Source organism: Kitasatospora sp. NPDC047058 (genome assembly GCF_040643935.1).
In the GTDB taxonomy this organism is placed as follows: Bacteria; Actinomycetota; Actinomycetes; order Streptomycetales; family Streptomycetaceae; genus Kitasatospora.
This window is the reverse complement of the sequence record NZ_JBEYVJ010000004.1, coordinates 1-20156: the sequence shown is the minus strand read 5'-3', so window position 1 is coordinate 20156 and position 20156 is coordinate 1. Positions and strand designations below refer to the sequence as shown.

The window sequence follows — 20156 nt, the reverse complement described above, 5'->3', positions numbered from 1 at the left end:
GAGGTGACCGGCCGGTAGGTTACGCGGGCCGGTCGTACACCCGACCGGATCCGCACCGCGACCGGCCGGACGCCCCGGGCGGAGAACCCGGTCCGGAAACCGGCCATGGTCGCGATAGGGTTCCTTCCGGAGAACAGCAAGGCGAGGGAGCGCACAAGGTGTCCGTGGGAGAGCTGGCCGGGTTGCTCGTCGCCGTGTTCTGGGCGGTCCTGGTCACCCTGCTCGCCGTGGTGCTGGTCCGGCTCTCGCGGGTGCTCAAGGAGGCCACCGTCCTGGTCTCCGCCGTCACCGAACAGGCCGTGCCGCTGCTGACCGAGGCCGGCGCCGCCGTGCGCAGCGCCAACGAGCAGCTGGAGCGGGTGGACGAGATCACCGCCAACGTGCAGGACGCCGCCGCCAACGCCAACGCGCTCTCGTCCACCGTCGCGGCCACCCTGGGCGGGCCGCTGGTCAAGGTCGCGGCCTTCAGCTACGGCGTCCGCAAGGCCGTCGCCAAGCAGAACGGCACCCTGACGCTGCCCACCCAGCCGGGTGAGCGCGAGGAGCTGGCCCGGCTGATCCGGGCCGAGGTGCGTGCGGCGACCGCGCCCAAGAGCGGTCTGCTGGCCCGGGTCCGGCGCGCGGTGAGGGGCTGACGGCATGGTGCGACGCATCTTCTGGATGGCGGTCGGCGCCGGCGCCACCGTCTGGGCCATGAACAAGGCCAACGAGGCCGTCCACCGGCTCACCCCGGACAGCCTCTCCGGCACCGCCGCGCGCGGTGCGCTGCACCTGGGCGACGTGGCCAAGCGGTTCGCCCAGGACGTGAAGGCCGGCATGGCCGAGCGCGAGGAGCAACTGCGCGAGGACCTCGGGCTGGACGGCACCGCCGTCGTCGAACCGCGCCGCCGACGCGTCCTGCGCGGCGAGCCGCAGTACCGAGCTATCTCGGCGGCGCCCGGGAGCCCGGCCGCCGCCCTGCCCCCGTCCCGCGGTGCCCGCGCATCGTCCGACGGTGCCCGCACCACCCCAGCCATCGAAAAGACGCCCCGCCGCGCGCTGCCGCAGCCGGGCGGTACACCGAACCGGAAGGACCACTAATGGAGTCGGCAGAGATCCGCCGCCGCTGGCTGCGCTTCTTCGAGGAGCGCGGCCACACCGTCGTTCCGTCGGCGTCCCTGGTCGCCGACGACCCCACCCTGCTGCTCGTCAACGCCGGCATGGTGCCCTTCAAGCCGTACTTCCTGGGCGAGGTCAAGCCGCAGTTCTCGCGCGCCACCAGCGTCCAGAAGTGCGTGCGCACGCTGGACATCGAGGAGGTCGGGAAGACCACCCGGCACGGCTCCTTCTTCCAGATGTGCGGCAACTTCTCCTTCGGCGACTACTTCAAGGAAGGGGCCATCAAGTTCGCGTGGGAGCTGCTCACCACTCCCGTCGCGGACGGCGGCTACGGCCTGGAGGCGGAGAAGCTCTGGATCACCGTCTACCAGGACGACGACGAGGCCGAGCAGATCTGGCGGGACGTCATCGGCGTGCCGTCCGAGCGCATCCAGCGCCTCGGCATGAAGGACAACTTCTGGTCGATGGGCGTCCCCGGCCCGTGCGGCCCGTGCTCGGAGATCAACTACGACCGCGGCCCCGCGTACGGCGAGGAGGGCGGCCCGGCGGTCAACGGCGAGCGCTACCTGGAGATCTGGAACCTGGTCTTCATGCAGTACGAGCGCGGCCACGGTGACGGCAAGGACGGCTTCGAGATCCTCGGCGACCTGCCGAGCAAGAACATCGACACCGGCCTCGGCCTGGAGCGCCTCGCCGCCATCCTCCAGGGCGTCGACAACCTCTTCGAGATCGACACCAGCCGGATGATCCTCGACCGCGCCGCCGAGCTGACCGGCCACACCTACGGCGCCGACCACAAGTCGGACGTCTCGCTGCGCGTGGTCACCGACCACATCCGCACCGCCCTGATGCTGGTCGGCGACGGCGTCACCCCCGGCAACGAGGGCCGCGGCTACGTGCTGCGCCGCATCCTGCGCCGCGCCATCCGCAACATGCGCCTGCTGGGCGCCACCGAGCAGGTGGCCAAGGAGCTCATCGACATCGCCATCAAGGCGATGGCCCCGCAGTACCCCGGGCTGGAGGCCGACCGCAAGCGCATCGAGACGGTCGTCGTCGGCGAGGAGAACGCCTTCCTGCAGACGCTGAAGGCCGGCACCAACCTGCTGGACACCGCGGTCACCGAGACCAAGCAGGCCGGCGGCGTGGTGCTCTCCGGCGAGCAGGCGTTCAAGCTGCACGACACCTACGGCTTCCCGATCGACCTCACCCTGGAGATGGCCGAGGAGCAGGGCCTCCAGGTGGACGAGGCCGGCTTCCGCCGCCTGATGCAGGAGCAGCGGGACCGCGCCAAGGCGGACGCCAAGGCCAAGAAGATGGGCCACGCCGACGTCGCCGCGTACCGCGAGGTCGCCGACAAGTCCGGCGCCAGCGTCTTCACCGGCTACACCCTGATCGAGGGCGAGGCCACCGTGGTCGGCCTGCTGGTGGACGGCGTCCCGGCGCCGGCGGCCAGCGAGGGCGACGAGGTCGAGATCATCCTCGACCGCACCCCGTTCTACGCCGAGGGCGGCGGCCAGCTCGCCGACCACGGCCGGATCCGGCTGGAGTCCGGCGCGGTCGTCGAGATCCGCGACGTGCAGCAGCCCGTCCCCGGCGTGATCGTGCACTCCGGCGGGGTGCTGTTCGGCGAGGTCGTGCTCGGTTCCTCCGCGTACGCCACGATCGACGTGGACCGCCGTCGGGCGATCGCCCGCGCCCACTCGGCCACCCACCTGACCCACCAGGCGCTGCGGGACGCGCTCGGCCCGACGGCCGCGCAGGCCGGCTCCGAGAACGCCCCCGGCCGCTTCCGCTTCGACTTCGGCTCGCCGGCCGCCGTGCCCGGCAGCGTGCTGGTCGACGTCGAGCAGAAGATCAACGACGTGCTGACCCGCGAGCTGGAGGTCACCGCCGAGGTCATGACGATGGACCAGGCCCGCAAGGCCGGCGCCATCGCCATGTTCGGCGAGAAGTACGGCGACGAGGTCCGGGTCGTCACCATCGGTGACTTCTCCAAGGAGCTCTGCGGTGGTACGCACGTCGGCAACACCTCCCAGCTGGGCCTGGTGAAGCTGCTCGGCGAGTCCTCGATCGGCTCCGGCGTGCGTCGCGTCGAGGCGCTGGTCGGCGTGGACGCGTACAAGTTCCTGGCCCGCGAGCACACCGTGGTCTCCCAGCTCACCGAGCTGGTCAAGGGCCGCCCGGAGGAGCTGCCGGAGAAGATCTCGGGCATGCTCGCCAAGCTCAAGGACGCCGAGAAGGAGATCGAGCGCTTCCGCGCCGAGAAGGTGCTGGCCGCCGCGGCGGGCCTGGCCGACTCGGCCGAGGACGTGCACGGCATCGCCGTGGTCGCCGCCCAGGTCGCCGACGGCACCGGCGCCGACGAGCTGCGCAAGCTGGTCCTGGACGTGCGCGGCCGCCTGGGCTCGCGCCCGGCCGTGGTCGCCGCCTTCACCGTGGCCAACGACCGCCCGCTGACCGTGATCGCCACCAACGAGGACGCCCGCGGTCGGGGCATCAAGGCCGGCGAGCTGGTCCGGGTCGCCGCCAAGACCCTCGGCGGCGGCGGCGGTGGCAAGGACGACGTCGCCCAGGGCGGCGGCTCCAACCCGGGCGCGGTCGGCGAGGCCATCGCCGCGGTGCGCGGCCTGGTCGCGGAGCGCGCCAGCTGATGGAGGAGCCACAGGCCGTGGAACGGCCCTTCCGGCGGGGGCGGCGGATCGCCGTCGACGTCGGCGACGCCCGGATCGGGGTCGCGTCCTGCGACCCCGACGGGGTGCTCGCCACGCCGGTGGAGACCGTCCCCGCCGGGGTGAAGTCGCAGGCCAGGATCGCCGCGATCGTGGACGAGTACGGCGCGATCGAGGTGATCGTCGGCCTGCCGCGCTCGCTCAGCGGCAAGGAGGGGCCGGCCGCCGAGAAGGTCCGCGCGTACGCCGCCCGGCTGGCCGCCCGGCTCTACCCGGTGCCGGTCCGGCTGGTGGACGAGCGGATGTCCACCGTCACCGCGACCCACGGCCTGCGGGCCTCCGGGGTCAAGGCGAAGAAGGGCCGCTCGGTGGTCGACCAGGCCGCCGCGGTGGTGATCCTGCAGACCGCCCTTGAGTCCGAACGGGTGAGCGGACGACCGCCCGGCGAGAGCGTCGAGGCGGCCGGCTGACCGGCCTGTTCTAACGTCCCGGTGAGGGGCCCGTGCGGACGCGTCCGCACGGGCCCCTCGCTCCGTTTCCGGGACCGCCGAGGGGGCGCCATGACCGACCTGGACCTCACTCCGGGGCTCACGCCCGGCCACCTCGGTGCGCCGGTCACGGAGCCGGAGGGCCGTCCGCCGGGCACGCTCCGGCCGCGCCCCGAGCCGCCGGACCCGCACCGCCGGCGCAACGGCCTGGCCTGCGGGCTGACCGCGCTCGCCCTGATCGCCGTCTTCGGCGGGCTCGGCCTCACCGGCTACAGCTGGCTGCAGGGCCAGCGGAAGCCGCCTGCCGCCGCCGACTACGCGGGCGCGGGCAGCGGCGAGGTGCAGGTCTCGGTGCCCGAGGGCGCCGGGCTCACCCAGATCGCCTCCGCGCTGGTCCGCAACGGCGTGGTGGCCAGCTCGCTCGCCTTCACCCGGGCGGCCCGGGGCAGCGCGGCCGCGGCCGGGCGGATCCAGCCGGGCACCTACACGCTGAAGCAGAAGATGTCGGCGGCCGCCGCGCTGGCGATCCTGGTCGACCCGGCCAACGCCAACGGCCTGACCATCCCCGAGGGGTGGCGCGGCAACCAGATCTACACGGCGATCGACAAGAAGCTGAACCTGCCCGAGGGCACCGCCCAGAAGGCCGCCCAGGAGCAGGCCGGCGAGCTGGGCCTGCCGGAGTTCGCCAAGGGCAGCCCGGAGGGGTACCTCTTCCCCGCGACGTACAGCGTGACCGAGGGCACCACGGCGGTGGACCTGCTGAAGCAGATGGTCGAGCGGGCGGGGAAGGAGTTCGCCCGGGACGACGCGGACACGGTCGCGCAGACCCTCGGGCAGAGCCTGTACGGGCTGGTCACCATCGCCAGCATGGTCCAGGGCGAGGCGGACAACACCGAGGACATGGCCAAGGTGGCCCGGGTCATCTACAACCGGCTCGCCAAGGGCATGCCGCTGCAGCTGGACTCCACGATCAACTACGCGCTCGGGCGCTCGACCCTGAACACGACGGTGACGGACACCAGGCTGGACTCGCCGTACAACACCTATCTGCACCCGGGGCTGCCGCCGCCGCCAGCAGGATCCGCTCGCACTCCAGCTTCGCCCGCCCGTACGCGCTGACCGGCGCGGTGTCCGGGCCGCCCTCCGGGACCTCGGCCGTCGGCGGCCGCCCGTAGGCGTCGGTGCTGCTGACGAAGACGAAGGCGCCGCCCCGCCAGCCGTCCACCAGGACGCGCATGGCGGCCACGTCGGTGGCGTGCTCGGTGAAGGTGCAGGCGGCGTGGACGACCGCGTCGACGCCCTCGACCGCGCGGCGCAGGCTGTCGGGGTCGGCGAGGTCCCCCTCCGCGACCTCGGCGCCGCTGCGGGCCACCAGGTGCGCCGACTCGGGCCGCACCAGCGCCCGCACCGGGCGGCCCTGGGCCGTCAGCTCCTGCAACAGGGCCGCGCCGACGCCGCCGGTCGCGCCGGTGAGCAGGACGGTCCCGGCGCGGGTGGCCCGGGTGGTGCGCGCCGGTGCGCCGGACGGGCGGGCGAGGGCGGCGCGGCGCTCGGCGGCGCGGGTGGCGAGCAGGGCGGCGAGGGACTGCGGGGTGCGCTGTTCCAGCACGTCCAGCCCGGTCAGCGGCAGGCCCGTGCGGGTGCGCAGGCGCTCGGCGAGCTGGACCGCGACGAGTGAGTGGCCGCCGAGCTGGAAGAAGTCCCCGTCCGCGGGCGGGCGGGTGCCCAGGAGTTCGGCGAAGGCGGTCCGGACGGCGTCGAGCGGGCCGGGGTCGGCGGCGGGTGCGCCCGGGCCGGCGGCGGGTGCGCCGGGGAGGCGGGTGGCGTCGAGGGCGCCGTCGGGGTGGCGCGGCATGGTGTCCAGCAGGGTGACGGCGGCGGGGAGCAGCTCCGGCGGGAGGTGCCGGCGCAGGGCGGCGCGCAGGGCGGCGGGGCTCGGCGCGGACGGGCCGCGGACCACGGCGTAGGCGAGGAGCCGCCCGCCGTCCGGGGCCAGGACGGCGGCGTCGGCGATCCGGGGGTCGGCCCGCAGCGCGGTGACGGCGGGGTGGGGGGTGGGGTCGGTGGCGGCGGCTCCGGCGGTGACGGTGGCGGTGAGGCGGGTGCCGGGCAGGCCGCTCAGCCGGCGGTCCGGGTCGGCGGCGACGGCCGCGAGCAGCTCGGCGAACCCGGTGAGCAGCCGCCGGGCGTCCGGCTCGGCGACGGCCGCCGGGTCGTGCTGCAGCAGGCAGCGGGGCTGCGGGCCGTCCTCGACCAGCAGGGTGAGGCCGAACTTGGCCAGGCCGAGGTCGACCTCGACCGCCTCGGCGGCCAGGCCCGGCAGCGCGAGCGGTTCGGCCGGGCGGACGAGGTCGCAGCCGACGGCGAGCAGCGGGGTGCCGTCGGCGCCCCGGGCGGCGGCGCCGAGCCGCTGGACGATCAGGTCGAACGGGACGTCCTGGTGCTGCTGCGCGTCGAGCAGGGCGGTGCGGACCTCGGCGAGCAGCCCGGTGAAGGCCGGGTCCCCGGCGAGGGCGGCGCGGACGGGGAGGGTGTTGACGTTCAGGCCCACCAGGCGGCGCAGTTCGGGCCGGGCGCGGTGGCCGCCGGCGCAGCCGACGGTGAGGTCGGTCTCGCCGGAGGCGATCCGCAGGGTGGCGAAGGCCGCCGCCAGCACCACGGTGAACAGGGTGGCGCCGTGCCGGGCGCCGAGCCGCCGCAGGGCGTCGAGGGTGCCGGCGGTGAGCGGGGCGGTGTGCAGTGCGGCCGGCCGCTCCGGGGTGCCGGGCGGGACGGGCCGCAGCAGCGGCAGCGGCCGGACGCCGGCCAGGTGGGCGGCCCGGGTGTCGGCCGCGGCGGCGAGTTCGCCGTCACGGGAGCGCTCCCAGCGGGCGTAGTCGGCGTACGGCAGGCCGGGCTCGGGCAGGTCGGCCGGGCGGCCCTCGCACTCGGCCGCGTACAGGGCGGCCAGGTCGGCGGCGAGCACGGGCAGGGAGCCGCCGTCGACGGCGATGTGATGGATCGTCAGGAGCAGGGTGTGGTCCTCGGCGGCGTGCCGGAGGAGGAGGGCGCGCAGGACCGGGCCGGTGGCGAGGTCGAACGGGCGGGCCGCCTCCGCGTGCAGCAGGGCGGTGGCGGCCGCCGGGTCGGCCGGGACCACCGGCAGCGGGACCGGGGTGACCGGGCCGGCCTCCTGGTGCGGGCGCTCGTCCGCGCCCTGCCCGTAGCGGGTGCGGAGCACGGCGTGGCGGGCGGTGAGCGCGGTGAGGGCGGCGGCGAGCGCCCCGGTGTCGAGCGGGCCGCGCAGCCGGGTGGCGAGCGGGACGTGGTAGCGGGCGCCGCCCTGGCCGAGCCGGTCCATCAGCCACATCCGCTGCTGGGCGTGGGAGAGCGGGGCCGGGCCGGACGCCGCCGTCCGGGGCAGTGGGCGGGTGGTGCGGTCGCGTTCGGTGCCGGCCCGGCGGCGGGCGCGGTCCAGCAGCCCGGCCTGGCGGGCGACGGGGTCGGCGCCCGGGCGGGCGGCGGGGGTGGTGGTCATCGCGTGTGCTCCAGGGGGTGCGCGGCGGGCCCGGTGCCGGGGTCGCCGGGCGACGTGGCGTCGGCGGCGTGGACGTCGCCAGCGGGGGCGTCGTCGGTGGCCAGGAGGGCGCGTTCGATCAGGTCGGCCTGGCCGGCGACGGTGGGGTGGTCGAGGAAGTCGCCGAGCGGGACGTCCACGCCGAGGTCCTCGCGCAGGTCGTCGACGATCCAGAGGGCGAGCAGGGAGTGGCCGCCCTCGGCGAAGAAGTCCGCGTCCGGCGCGGTCACCGGGCGCCCGAGGGCGCGGGACCAGGCTTCGGCGACCACCTGCTGGATCGGCGTCAGCGCGGCGGGCTCCACGGCAGGGTCACCCGCGAGGGCGGGCGCGGGGGCGGTCTCCCCGGTTCCGGCCGGGCCGTCGTCGGCGGCCAGGGCGCGGCGGTCCACCTTGCCGCGGCCGGTGAGCGGCAGGGCGTCCAGCAGGGTCCACGCGGTGGGCACCAGATGGGCCGGCAGCAGCCCGGCCAGCCGCCGGCGGAGCGCCTCGGGCACCGGCCGGGCGCCGTCGGCGGGCACCAGGCACGCGGTGAGCGCGGCGTCCTCCTGCCCGGCCCGCCGGACCACCACGGCCGCGTCGGCCACCTCGGGGAAGGCCCGCAGCGCGTGCTCGACCTCCCCGGGCTCGATCCGGAAGCCGCGCACCTTGACCTGGTCGTCGGCCCGGCCGTGGAACTCCAGGGTGCCGGCCGGGCGGCGGACCGCCAGATCGCCGGTGCGATAGGCGCGGCCGGGGCCGGGCAGGTCCCGGAACCGCTCGGCCGTCAGCTCCGGCCGGCCGACGTAGCCGAGGGCCAGCCGGTCGCCGGAGATCCAGAGCTCGCCGCGGGTGCCGTCCGGCACCGGGGCCTGCCGCTCGTCCAGGACGTGGGTGCGGGCGCCGCCGAACGGGCGGCCGATCGGCACCGGGCCCGCGCCGTCGGCCGGGTCGACGCGGTGCAGGGTGGTGAAGGTGGTCGCCTCGGTCGGGCCGTACGCGTTCACCAGCTCCAGCCAGGGGAAGGCCCGCAGGACGGCGTGCGCGTGCTCGGCGGAGAGCGCTTCGCCGCCGACCACCAGGGTGCGCAGGACGCCGAACAGCCGGGACCGCCGGGCCGCCAGGTGATGGAAGAGCGCGGTGGTCAGCAGCGCCGTAGTGACGCCGAACCGCTCGATGTCGCGGGCGAGTTCCTCCCCGGAGGGCCGCTCGGCCGGCGACACGGCGACGGCGGCGCCGCAGGCCAGCGGGGCCCAGAGCTCGAAGGTGGCGGCGTCGAAGGTGGTGGGCGAGTGGAAGAGCACCCGGTCGCCGGGGCGCAGCGCGATCGCGTCGGCGGCGGTGACCAGGTCGGCGATGGCACCGTGCGGCACCTGGACGCCCTTGGGGCGGCCGGTGGAGCCGGAGGTGTAGAGCACCAGGGCGACCTGCGCCGGGCCGGGGGCGGCCGGCAGCGCCGCCGACGTGGCGGTGGCGGGGTCGGCCGGCCCGGTCTCGGTCAGGACGAGCACCGGCCCGTCGGACAGTCCGGCGTCGGCGAGCAGCGCCTTGTCGCCCAGGGTGAGCCGGACGCCGGCGTCCTCGGTCATCGCGGCGATGCGCGGGCGCGGGTGGGCCGGGTCCAGCGGGACGACGTGGCCGCCGGCCCACCAGACGGCGAGCTGGGCGACGACCAGGCGGGTGGCGCGGGCGCAGAGCAGTCCGACGGCGGTGCCGGGGCGGACTCCCCGGGCGGCCAGTTCACCGGCCAACCGGCGGGCGGCGTCGGTGAGTTCGCGGTAGGTCAGGGTGGTGGTGCCGTCGGTGACGGCGAGGGCGTGCGGGCTCTGCTCGGCGTTGCGGGCGATCAGGACGGGGAGGGTGGCGGCCATGGCGGCCGGGTGCTCCGGGGTGGGAGCGGTCATGGGTCATCCCTTTCCGGGCGCCCCGGTGGCGGCCGGGGCGCCCTGTGGTCACGACGGTTACGGCGTGGACGGGCCGGGCGTCAGGCGGTGGCGACCGGCAGCCGCTCGGCGGCCAGCCGCTGCTCGACCAGCCGGCCGACGGCGCGCAGGTCCGGCTGGCGCAGCAGCTGCGGCGCGCGCAGCCGGACGCCGCACTCCTCCTCCAGGGCCGCCAGCAGCCGGGCCGCGGTGATCGAACTACCGCCCGCTGCCATGAAGTCGTCGTCCGGGCCGAGGTCGTCACGGCCGAGCAGGCCGCGGCAGAGCCGCAGCACGGTCCGTTCGGCCGGCGTCGCGCCCGGGTCTCCGGCGCCCCGCTCCCCCCGGCGCCCCGGCGTCCGGACCGGCGCCGTGGTCCGCCGCGAGCAGTGCCGCCCGGTCCACCTTGCCGTTGGCGTCCAGCGGGAAGGCGTCGACCAGCCGGGCGAGGGCCGGCACGGCCTGCTCCGGCAGCCAGGGACGGACCTCGTCCAGCAACTCGGCTCCCGTCAACGGGCCGGCGTCCGCGGCCGGTTGGACGAAGGCGAGGAGCTGGACGCCGCCGGCCGGGGCCGGGCGGGCGGCGACGACGGCGCGCCGCACCCGCGGGTCGCGCTCGAAGGCGGCCTCGACCTCGGCGGGCTCGATCCGGACGCCGCTCACCTTGACCTGGTCGTCCAGCCGGCCCAGGAACTCCAGCACGCCGTCCGGGCGCATCAGCACCCGGTCGCCGGTGCGGTAGACCCGGTCCGTGCCCTCGACGGCGTCCGGTGCGCCGACGAAGCGGCGGGCGGTGAGCTCGGCGTCCAGGTAGCCGATGGCCAGACCGCGGCCGCCGACCAGCAGTTCGCCCGCCTGCCCGCGCGGCACCGGGCGGCCGTCCGGGCCGGCGACCAGCACCACGGCGCCGGGGACCGGGAGGCCGATCGGCGGCGGGCCGGCGTCGTGGCCGCCGCCCGGCGGCATGGTGTGCACGGTGGTGACGACGGTCGCCTCGGCCGGGCCGTAGGCGTTGTGCACGGTCACGGTGACGTCCGGGCCGGGGGCGCGGCGCAGCCGGTCGCCACCGATGGTGAGGTGGCGCAGCGGCGTCCCCTCGGGCCACGGGCGGTCGAGGACCGGTTCGGCGAGCGGGGTGGGCAGCACGGCGACGGTGATGCCGGCCTCGCGCCACCAGTCGGTGAGCGCGGCCGGGTCCCAGCGGACGGCCTCGGGGGCGACGCTGAGCGCGGCGCCCGCGGTGAGGGCGGCCCACAGCTCCTTCAGGTGCGGGTCGAAGGAGACGCCGATCAGCAGGCTGTGCCGGTCGCCGGGGCCGAGGCCGGTCAGCTCGCGGTACCAGTGCAGCATCGCGCCGAGCGAGGACTCGCCGACGGCGACGGCCTTGGGGGTGCCGGTGGAGCCGGAGGTGAGGACGGCGTAGTGGGTGCCGGTGGGGGCCCGGACGGGCTCCGCGCCGTCCGGGCCGGCGACGGCGAACGCGGCGACCACGGTGGCGGCGGCGTTGGCCCCCTCGGCGGGGACGGGCAGCGGCAGTTGCGCGCCGTCCCGGTGGGTGGGCGGCAGCAGGGCCGGGTCGCCGATCAGGCAGGCCGGGCGGAGCTGCTCGGCGACGGCCTGGAGCCGGCGTTCGCCGGGGCGCGGGCCGAGCGGCAGGTGGACGGCGCCGAGCCGGGCGACCGCCAGGGTGGCGGCGACCAGCGCGACCGAGTGGCCCAGGCAGAGGCCGACCAGGTCGCCGGGGCGCACCCGGCCGGCGATCCGGTCGGCCACGTCCGTGGCCAGCCGGTCGAGTTCGGCGTAGCTCCAGCTGCGCTCGCCGTCGATCAGGGCGGGGGCGTCCGGGGTGCGGTGGGCCCAGGTGGTGAAGAGGTCGAGGACGGCGCCGTCGTGGTGCGGCCGGCCGTACGCGATGCTGAGGTCCTGATGGTCGGTCATGTCGGTTTCTCCGAGGGTTGATTGCGGTTGCCGACGGGCACGGCTCAGCCCAGGCCCATGGCCCGGGCCACGATCACCTTCTGGACCTCGGAGGTCCCCTCGATGATGGTCGTCATCCGGACGTACCGGTACAGGAACTCCAGCGGGTGCCCGCGCACCCAGCCGGTGGCGCCGTGCACCTGGAGCGAGCGGTCCACCGCGCGGACGGCGGTCTCGGAGGAGGTGAGCTTGGCCAGCGCCGCGTTCTCCGGCGCCTCGGTGCCGTCGTCCACCAGCCGGGCGCAGGCCAGCGTCAGCAGCTTGGCGGCCTCCACCTCGGCCCGGGTGGCCACCAGGTGTTCCTGGACGTGCTGGTAGTTCCCGATCGGCTCGCCGAAGGCCTGCCGCTCCCGGGCGTACTCGACGCCGAGGCGCAGCGCGTACTCGGCGATGCCGTTGCACATCGCGGCGACCACCAGGCGGCCCCGGGAGAGGCTGTCCATGGCGAGCGCGGTGGCGGCGCCGACACCGGCCGCGCCGCCGATCACCGCGTCCATCGGTGCCCGGACGGCGTCCAGGGTGAGCTCGAACAGCGGCTCGCCGGACATCCCCTCGTAGCGCTGGCCGATCCGCAGGCCGGGGTGGTCCATCGGGAGGACGAAGGCGGTGGCGCCGGCGGTCGGCCCGGCGCCGGTGCCGAGGTCGGTGGCGGTGACCACCAGGGCGAGGTCGGCGTGCTCGGCGTTGCTGACGAAGGTCTTGCGGCCGTTCAGCAGCCAGCCGTCGCCGTCGCGGACGGCGGTGGTGCCGAGCCGGAACGCGTCGGAGCCGGCCTGCGGCTCGGTGAGGGCGAGGCAGCGGGTCAGCTCGCCGCGGACCAGCGGCACCAGGTGGCGTTCGATCTGCTCGGGTGTGCCGTGCCGCAGCAGCGGGCTGGGCCCGTCGGAGCCGGCCAGCGCGTACGGGGCGAGCGGGCAGCCGCTGCGGCCGGCGGCGTGGTGCAGCAGGACCACGGCGGTGAACGGCATGCCGGAGCCGCCGAGTTCCTCGGGGTAGTCGCCAGCGTAGAAGCCGAGGGCGGCGGAGCGCTTGCGGACGTAGGCCCGCAGGTCGGCCGGGGGCAGGTCGGCGGTCTCGGACAACTCGGCGGCCAGCGGCACGAGTTCGCGGCGGACGAAGCTCTCGAAGGCGTCCACGAGTTCGCGGTGGCCGTCCTCCAGGACGGCGGAGGGGGCGGAGAGGCTCATGCGCCCGCCTCGATCTGCTCGGTCACCGGGCGGCCGCCGGTCAGCGCGAGCGCCTGGTCGGCCAGGACGGGGTGCTGGAAGAGGGTGCGCAGCTGCGGGCGGCTGCCGAGCCGCGGTTCCAGCCAGGCGGCGAGCCGGGCGGCGAGCAGCGAGTGGCCGCCGACCTCGAAGAAGTGCGAGCCCGCCGTGAACCGGTCGTGGCCGAGCACCTCCCGCCAGGCCTCGGCGACCAGCGCCTGACCGGGGTCGGTGAACGCCTGGGCTTCCGGGGCGGCCTCACCGGGGGCGGGGGTCTCGGCGGCGAGCCGGGCCAGGGCGGCCCGGTCGGGCTTGCCGCCGGGCAGCACCGGCATCGTGTCCAGTGCCGTCCAGGTGGCCGGGACCAGCCCGGCGGGCAGCCGCCGGGCGAGGGCGGTGTGCAGCGCGGCCTGGTCGGGCCGGTCGGTGCCCTCCAGGAAGCCGAGCAGCCGGGGGCCGGCGGCCGGGTCCTGGTGCAGGACGACCGCGCAGGACCGGCCGCCGAGTTCGGCGGAGGCGGCCGCCTCGATCTCCTCCAGCTCGATCCGGTGGCCGCGGAGCTTGACCTGGTTGTCCCGCCGGCCGAGGAACCGGAGCCGGCCCCGCAGGTCGCGGTAGCCGCGGTCGCCGGTGCGGTACACCCGCTCGCCGCCGAGCGCGGGGACCGTGGTGAACCGGGCCGCGGTGGCCTCGGGCAGGCCGAGGTAGCCGTCGGCGAGCGCGCCGCCGCCGATCGCCAGTTCGCCGACGGCGCCGGCCGGCAGCGGCTGCAGGCCGTCGTCCAGGACGTGCACCCGGGTGCCGGGCAGTTCGGTGCCGAGCGGGATCTCGTCGTCCTCGGCGAGGTCCTCCGCCGTCACCTCGTGGACGGTGGAGGTGACGGTCGCCTCGGTGACGCCGTAGGCGTTCAGCACGGTCACGGCGGTGCCGTCGGCCGGTCCGGCCAGCGCCCGCGCGGGCAGCCGCTCCCCGCCGAGCACGAGCAGCCGCGCGGAGGCCCACCGGTCGTCCCGCAGCGCCTCGCCCAACTCCTCGCGGACGGCGAGGTAGTAGCTGGTCGGCAGGTTGGCGACGGTGACGCCGCGGGCGGCGAGCACCGCGACCAGCTCGGGCCCGGTCGGCACCTCGCGCTGCGGCAGCACCAGGGTGGCGCCGGCGGCCAGCGAGGGGAGCGCCTCCTCCAGCGCGACGTCGAAGGAGGGCCGGGCGAAGAGCAGGACCCGGTCGGCCGGGCTCAGCGCGTACCGCTCGGCGATCGCGCCGACGTAGCGGGCGAGCGCGTCCCGGCCGACCAGCACCGGCTTGGGCACGCCGGTGGAGCCGGAGGTGTGGATGAGGTAGGCGGCGCCGTCGAGCCGGGCGGAGGGCTCGGCCTGCGGGAACGCCGGGCCGTCGAGCAGCGCCGGGGTGACGCCCTCGGCGGGCAGTGCGAGGGCGCTCTGCCGGGTGGCGAGCACGAGGGCCGGGCCGAGCCGGTCGAGGAGCAGGCCGAGGCGGGCCGCCGGGTCCTCGGCGGAGAGCGGGGCGTACACGGCGCCGTGCCGCAGGCAGGCGAGCAGGGCGACCAGGCTGTCCACCCCGCGCGGCAGGACGGCGGCGACCGCCCGGCCGGGCGTCACGCCGGCGGTGCGCAGCCGTTCGACGAGGGCGGCGACGCGGCGGTCGAGCTCCCCGTAGGTGAGCCGCTCGGTGCCGGCGATCACGGCCAGGGCGGAGGGGTCGTGGCCGGCGACGGGGTCGAGGGTGGCCGCCGGCGCGGGTGCCTCGCCCTCGCCGGCCCCGGGTACCGCCCCGGCCAGCTCGGCGAGCGGCGCCTCCGGCCGGTCGAGGTAGCGGCGCAGCAGTTCCAGCAGGCGTTCGGCGAGCAGCCCGGCGACGTCCTCGCCGAACAGGTCCGCGTCGTAGTCCCAGACCAGGGTCATCCCGGCGGCGCCGTGCTTCTCGCCGACCACGCGGCGGTCGTCCGGCAGCAGCACCACGTCCAGGTCGAAGCGGGTGGTGCCGGTGTTGAAGCCCTCGTACAGCGAGATCTCCAGGCCAGGCGCCGCGATGTCGGGCAGCGGCGCGTCGTGCGCGCTGAACATCACGCTGAACAGCGGGTTGTCGGCGCCGGTGGTGTGCCGGCCCAGTGCCCGGGTCAGCTCCTGGACCGGCACGTCCTGGTGGGGCAGCGCGCGGAAGAGCACGTCGGTGACCTCGTCCACGGCCTCGGTGCCGGGCGCGGCCGGGTCGAGCCGCAGGCGCAGCGGGACCGTGTTGACGAACATGCCGACGGTGCCCTCGAAGCCGGGCGGACGGTTGCCGACGGCCGTGCCGACCACCAGCTCGGGGTGGCCGCTGTGGCGGCGCAGCAGCTCGGCGAAGAGCGTGAGCAGGGTGGAGAACGGGGTGTGCCCGTCCGCCCGGCTGCGCTCGCGGAGCCGCTCGGCCAGGTCGGCGCCGACCGACTGGCGCAGCTGCCCGCCCCGGTGGCGGCGGGCGGCCCCGGGCCGGGCCAGCCCGGGCAGTGCCAGGTCGAGCGGGGCGTCCTGCAACTCGCGCTTCCAGAAGGCCAGTCCGCGTTCGCGCTGCTCGGCCCGGGAGGTGTCGGCGTCGAGCCGGGCGTGCTCCTCGTACGAGCGGGCGGCGGGCAGGCCGGGCTCCTCGCCGAGCACGTGGGCGCGGTAGACGGTGAAGAGGTCGCGCAGCAGGATCGCGAACGAGTGCCCGTCGTGGATCAGGTGGTGCTCGACGTGGACCAGCCGGTGGTGGCCGTCGGCGAGCCGGGCCAGGTGCCAGCGCAGCAGCGGCGCCTCGGTGGTGTCGAGCGGCTCCGCGGCCTCGGCGGCGAGCAGCGCCTGGAAGGCGGCCTCGGGGTCGGCCTCGGTGCTGAGGTCGGTGGTGCGCAGCCGCGGCTCGGTACGGGTGCCGACCCGCTGACCGGGCAGGCCCTCCGGCCGGGGCACCAGTTCGAGCCGCAGGCCCGGGTGGTGGCCGAGCACCGCGGTCAGGCCGGCCCGCAGGGCGTCGGCGTCGAGCGGGCCCCAGAGGTCGAGGGCGGCGGTGAAGTTGTACGCGCGGCTGCCCGGCTGCAACTGCTCGTGCAGCCAGACGATCTCCTGCGAGGAGGAGAGGGCGAACATGACGGCTCCCTTGTGGTGGCGGGTGGGTGTGCGGTCGGACGGCGGAGCGGGCCTGGTGGGCCCGCCGCCTGGTCGGGTCGGATGCCGGGGGTGGTGGCGTCCGGCCTCGGGAGGCTTGCGGTCGTGGGGGGCCGGGCGTGCCCGGGGGCGGGTTGGCGGCGGGTCAGTCGCCCGCCGCCGGGTGCAGGTGCCGGCGCAGGGTGTCCAGCAGCGCCCGGAACGCGGCCTCGGCGGCGGCGTCCGGGTGGCGGTCGCGGTCCCAGGCGAGGCGGACGAGCAGGTCGGCGCCGTGCGAGGCGGAGACCGCCAGCGGTGCGGCCAGCGGGCGCCCGGCCAGGTGGGTCTCGCGGCCGGGCGTGCCGCCGAGCACGAGGGGCGGGCGGCGTTGCAGGTCCTCGAAGGTGAGCAGCCCGTCCAGCGCTCCCGTCCAGGACGCCCCGGCCGAGCGGGCGGCGTGCAGCACCTCGTCGAACGGGGTGTCCGCGTGGTCGAGGTCGTCCCACCAGGCGGCGCTGAGCTCGTCCAGGCCGGCGGCCGGGCCGGGCGGGACGGGGTGCACCAGGGTGTTGAGGAAGCAGCCGACCACCGGCGGCGCGCCGGGCGGGCGGCCGCCCCAGGGGTAGCCGAGCGCGAGCACCCGGTCCGGGCCGGAGAGCCGGCGGGCGGCGGCGCCGACGGCGTCGAGCAGGGCGGGGAAGACGCCGCTGCGGGCGGCGCCGGTGGGGGCGGGCAGCCGGTCGGTGAGCATGCCGGTGGTGCGGGCCACCGTGCCGGACGCCCCCGGACCGGCGGGCGCGCCGGGGTCTCCCGGCCCGCCCGGGCCGCCGAGCCGGGCGGACCAGTGGGCGTGCGCGGCGGCGTTCGCGGCGGCCGCCTCGGCCGACAGCTGGAGCTCCACCGCCTCCCGGTAGGAGGCCAGGCCGTCGTCGTCCCCCGCCGGCCCGGCGCCGTCGTCCTCGGCGTAGGCCGTGGCCAGTCCGGCGGTGACCAGGCCGAGCGACTGCTCGTCGCAGGCGGCGTGGTCCAGGGCGACGGCCAGCAGCTCCTCGTCGTCGTCCGGCGCGGCCGCCAGCAGCAGCCGCAGCGCCGGTCCGTCGGCCGGCCAGTCGAGCAGGGCGCGGCGCAGCGCGTCCGCAGCCGTGCTGCCGGGACCGGTCTCCGCCCGGGCGGCCTCGACCGAGGGTGCGCCGAGCCGCAGGACCGGGGTGCCGCGGACGGTGCTGAAGCCGCCGCGCAGCACCGGGTGGTGCGCGGCGAGCCGGACGGCGGCGCGGTGCAGGCGCGGGAGGTCGACGGTGCCGCGGGGGTAGGCGAAGAACAGCGGCACCACGTCGGTGCGGCTCTGCGGGTCGCGCCGGCGGGTGATCAGGAAGCGGCGCTGGGCGCCGGTGAGCGGGAGCAGCTCCGCCGGCGGGTCGGAGGAGGCGGCGACGGACCGGAACCGGGTGAGGTAGGCGGCCGTGATGCTGGTGTGCACGGAAGGTCTCCGCTTTCGGTTCGGGGCGGATCGGCGGGCGGTCGGGGCGGATCGGACCGTCGGATCGAGGCAGGGCGGACCGGCGGGCGGGGCGGATCGGGGCACGGCGGAGCGGCCGTTGGCCCCGCGGCGGGCGGCAGCAGGCCGGGCGGGCGCAGATGGGTGGGCGGATCGGGGCAGGTCAGCGGGCGGGTCAGCGGGCGGGTCTCGCGGGATCGGTGAGGTCGTCGGCGGCAGCGGCAGCGGCAGCGGCAGCAGCAGCGGCAGCGGCAGCAGCGTCCGCGGGCTCGCCGGCCGGCGCGTCCCCGTCCGCGTCCGCCCCGGCCGGCAGCTCGCGCAGGCGGCGCAGCGGCGAGCGCAGCAGCGGCACCGGCACCGTCAGGAACCCGGCGGCACAGAGCCAGAGCGCGGCACGCGGACCGGCCGCGTCGGCGACGGCACCGCCGAGCAGCGCGCCCAGCGGCAGCGTGCCCCAGACCAGGAACCGCATGGTGGCGTTCATCCGGCCGAGCAGCCCCGGCGGGCAGACGCTCTGCCGGAAGCTCACCTGGGCGACGTTGTAGGCCACCGCCCCGAACAGGACGGTGCCCGAGCCGAGCGCGAACAGCACCACCCCGGCCCCGCCGCCGGCCAGCGGCCAGAGCACCGCGAACGGCCCGGTCACGACGGGCGCCAGCCAGATCAGCCGGGCCTGGCCGACCCGGCGGGCCAGCCGTCCGGCGCAGAGCGCCCCGGCCAGGCCGCCGACGGCCGAGACCGAGAGCAGCACCCCGATGGCGGCCGGTGAGAGTTCCAGCACCCGGACCCAGAAGACGGTCTGGACGGCCATCAGGACGGCGGCGAACAGGTTGGAGACGGCGGTGGCGGCGGCGATCACCCGCAGCAGCGGGTGCCGGAGCACGAACCGGACGCCTTCGGCGACCTCCGTGCGCAGCGAGCGCCCGGGTTCCGGCGCGGGCGGGGCCTCCTCCTCGGCGCGGATCCGGGAGAGCACCACCGCCGAGGTCAGGTAGCCGACCGCGTCGGCGACGATCGCCAGCGGCGCGCCGAGCAGCTGGACCAGGGCGCCGCCCAGCCCCGGGCCGGCGATCTGGGCGGCGGAGCGGACGGTCTCGACCGCACCGTTGCCCTCGACGAGCCGGTCGCGCGGCAGCAGTGCCGGCAGGTAGGACTGGTGGGCCACGTCGAAGAAGACCGTGGCGACCCCGGTGACCAAGGCCACGGCGTAGAGCTGGGCCATCGTCAGGCCGCCCAGCGCGGCGGCCGGCGGGATCGACCCGACGGCGAGGCAGCGCACCGCGTCGGCGCGGATCAGGACGGGCAGCTTGCGCATCCGGTCCAGCCAGGCGCCCGCGGGAAGGCCGACCAGCAGGAAGGCCGCGGTCTCCGCCGCGGTCAGCAGGCCGACCTGGAACGGGGTGGCGTCCAGCTCGACCACCGCGACCAGCGGCAGTGCCACCAGGGTCACCTGGCTGCCCAGTTGGGCCGCGACGGCACCCGACAGGAGGAGCCGGAAGTCACGGAAGCCCAGCAGGCGGTTGCGTGTCGAAGGAGGCGTGTGGTTCATCAGTACGACTCTCGGTCACCGATTCGACACCGGGCAACCAGCCGGTCCGTTTCCGGCCTCACGGCAGAACGGCCGGTTCCCGCCCTTCCCCCGACCTGCGCTTATACCCTTCTTACGCCGCCCGGCGGGGGCGCGGCGCCGCCCGGGGAGGCGGACCAGCAACGTCCCGCCCCGGCGGACTTCAAACCCGGAGCTCCGTCACACCGTCCGGAATCCGGACATGCGCGTTCCCGCCACCGGACGGCGGCCTTCAACATGGCCGGATCCGGTGAAGCACTGACCGTGCGTCACCCGCCCGTGGCCTCCGCGTGCTACCACGGCACGGCCCCGGACAGGGATCCCGCCCGGGGCCGGTACCGCCGGCCGCCCGTCCGCCCGTCCGGCGGCGCGTCAGGCCGTGATTCGACGCCGCTCTTCGTCAGACCGCGGTTCGAGCCGGCTCTTCGCCACGCAGCTCTTCCTCACACCGCGGTTCGTCACACCGCGGTTCGTCACACCGCGGTTCGTCAGGCCGTGCCGAGGACGGCGTCCGGGGTGCGGCCCGTCTGGGCCTGCTCGACCCGCTGGACCAGCATCGCGGCGAGCCGCCGGGTGGCCGCGGGGTCGGCCGGGCCGCCCTCGGTGGTCACCGTCGCGACCACCGTGCCGGAGCGCAGCACGATGCTGACGCCGTCCCGGCCGGCCAGCTGGCCCTGGAAGGCGCGGCTCTCGCTCCCCAGCGCGGCCAGGTCGACGGTGTGGTACTTGGCGGTGTCGCCGTAGGCCGCGTAGGTCTCGGTGAGCCGGTCCTTGGCGGCCGCCTTGCTCGGCAGGGTGTCGACGGCGAAGCGCACGGTCACCTCGCCGGTGGCGAACCGGGCGGTGCCGCTGAGCGGCTTGCCGGTGCAGGAGCCGGAGCCGCTGCAGGTGGTGGCGTGGTCGGCGGTGTCGACCTTGCGCTTCTCCTCCTCCCAGCCGGTCATCGCCTTCTGGTCGGGCAGCAGCTGGAGCAGGAGCTTGTCGTCCAGGAGCAGCGTGTCGGAGTCCGCCCCGGCCGGCTGTGCGGCCCCGCCGCCCGTGCCGGCGCCGCCGCCGGGGGCCGGCGTCCCGGGCGCGGCCG

Annotated in this window: 13 protein-coding genes and 1 pseudogene; 5 read left to right on the top strand and 9 right to left on the bottom strand. The window is 76.6% G+C overall.

The features are described from left to right. Positions 1 to 158 precede the first annotated feature (158 nt). From ABZ885_RS01100 to ABZ885_RS01080, 5 genes and pseudogenes are all read left to right on the top strand, one after another. Positions 159 to 635 (top strand): DUF948 domain-containing protein, encoded by a 477-nt coding sequence (locus ABZ885_RS01100; protein ID WP_360181691.1) that lies wholly within the window; start codon positions 159 to 161, stop codon positions 633 to 635. Positions 636 to 639: 4 nt separating this feature from the next. Then, a complete protein-coding gene (locus ABZ885_RS01095; protein WP_360181688.1) occupies positions 640 to 1080 on the top strand; it encodes a DUF6167 family protein in 441 nt (146 codons plus the stop codon). Further along, on the top strand, positions 1080 to 3749 hold the full coding sequence (gene alaS, locus ABZ885_RS01090) for an alanine--tRNA ligase (RefSeq protein ID WP_360181685.1): 2670 nt from the start codon (positions 1080 to 1082) through the stop codon (positions 3747 to 3749). Before ABZ885_RS01095 ends, alaS begins: the two co-directional genes overlap by 1 nt. Positions 3750 to 3766: 17 nt before the next feature. Next, positions 3767 to 4237 carry a Holliday junction resolvase RuvX gene (gene ruvX, locus ABZ885_RS01085; RefSeq protein WP_360181682.1) on the top strand — a complete coding sequence of 157 codons (471 nt, stop codon included), beginning with the start codon at positions 3767 to 3769 and terminating at the stop codon, positions 4235 to 4237. A 90-nt stretch (positions 4238 to 4327) separates the two neighbouring features. Then, positions 4328 to 5281 (top strand): annotated as a pseudogene (locus ABZ885_RS01080) (endolytic transglycosylase MltG); the annotation flags it as partial. Here the strand turns inward: ABZ885_RS01080 and ABZ885_RS01075 are convergent. From ABZ885_RS01075 to ABZ885_RS01035, 9 genes are all read right to left on the bottom strand, one after another. Further along, positions 5226 to 7772 carry a condensation domain-containing protein gene (locus ABZ885_RS01075; RefSeq protein ID WP_360181679.1) on the bottom strand — a complete coding sequence of 849 codons (2547 nt, stop codon included), beginning with the start codon at positions 7770 to 7772 and terminating at the stop codon, positions 5226 to 5228. The pseudogene ABZ885_RS01080 and the gene ABZ885_RS01075 sit on opposite strands and share 56 nt — an antisense overlap. After that, positions 7769 to 9691 (bottom strand): non-ribosomal peptide synthetase, encoded by a 1923-nt coding sequence (locus ABZ885_RS01070; protein WP_360181676.1) that lies wholly within the window; start codon positions 9689 to 9691, stop codon positions 7769 to 7771. Before ABZ885_RS01070 ends, ABZ885_RS01075 begins: the two co-directional genes overlap by 4 nt. Before the next feature lie 80 nt (positions 9692 to 9771). Further along, entirely contained in the window at positions 9772 to 10005 is a 234-nt protein-coding gene (locus tag ABZ885_RS01065; RefSeq protein WP_360181673.1) for an acyl carrier protein, read from the bottom strand. After that, positions 9971 to 11647: an amino acid adenylation domain-containing protein gene (locus ABZ885_RS01060; RefSeq protein WP_360181670.1), complete on the bottom strand. Its 1677-nt coding sequence runs from the start codon at positions 11645 to 11647 to the stop codon at positions 9971 to 9973. The genes ABZ885_RS01065 and ABZ885_RS01060 overlap by 35 nt, the downstream gene beginning before the upstream one ends. Before the next feature lie 44 nt (positions 11648 to 11691). Continuing rightward, complete coding sequence (locus ABZ885_RS01055) at positions 11692 to 12873, bottom strand: acyl-CoA dehydrogenase family protein (RefSeq protein WP_360181667.1); 1182 nt, start codon at positions 12871 to 12873, stop codon at positions 11692 to 11694. Further along, on the bottom strand, positions 12870 to 16013 hold the full coding sequence (locus tag ABZ885_RS01050; protein ID WP_360181664.1) for an amino acid adenylation domain-containing protein: 3144 nt from the start codon (positions 16011 to 16013) through the stop codon (positions 12870 to 12872). Before ABZ885_RS01050 ends, ABZ885_RS01055 begins: the two co-directional genes overlap by 4 nt. A gap of 163 nt (positions 16014 to 16176) precedes the next feature. After that, a complete protein-coding gene (locus tag ABZ885_RS01045; RefSeq protein WP_360181661.1) occupies positions 16177 to 17490 on the bottom strand; it encodes a condensation domain-containing protein in 1314 nt (437 codons plus the stop codon). A gap of 193 nt (positions 17491 to 17683) precedes the next feature. Then, positions 17684 to 19057, bottom strand: coding sequence for an MFS transporter (locus ABZ885_RS01040; RefSeq protein WP_360181658.1), 1374 nt, complete (start codon positions 19055 to 19057; stop codon positions 17684 to 17686). A 506-nt stretch (positions 19058 to 19563) separates the two neighbouring features. Further along, positions 19564 to 20156: hypothetical protein (locus ABZ885_RS01035; RefSeq protein ID WP_360181655.1), on the bottom strand; the 593-nt coding region annotated here is incomplete at its 5' end.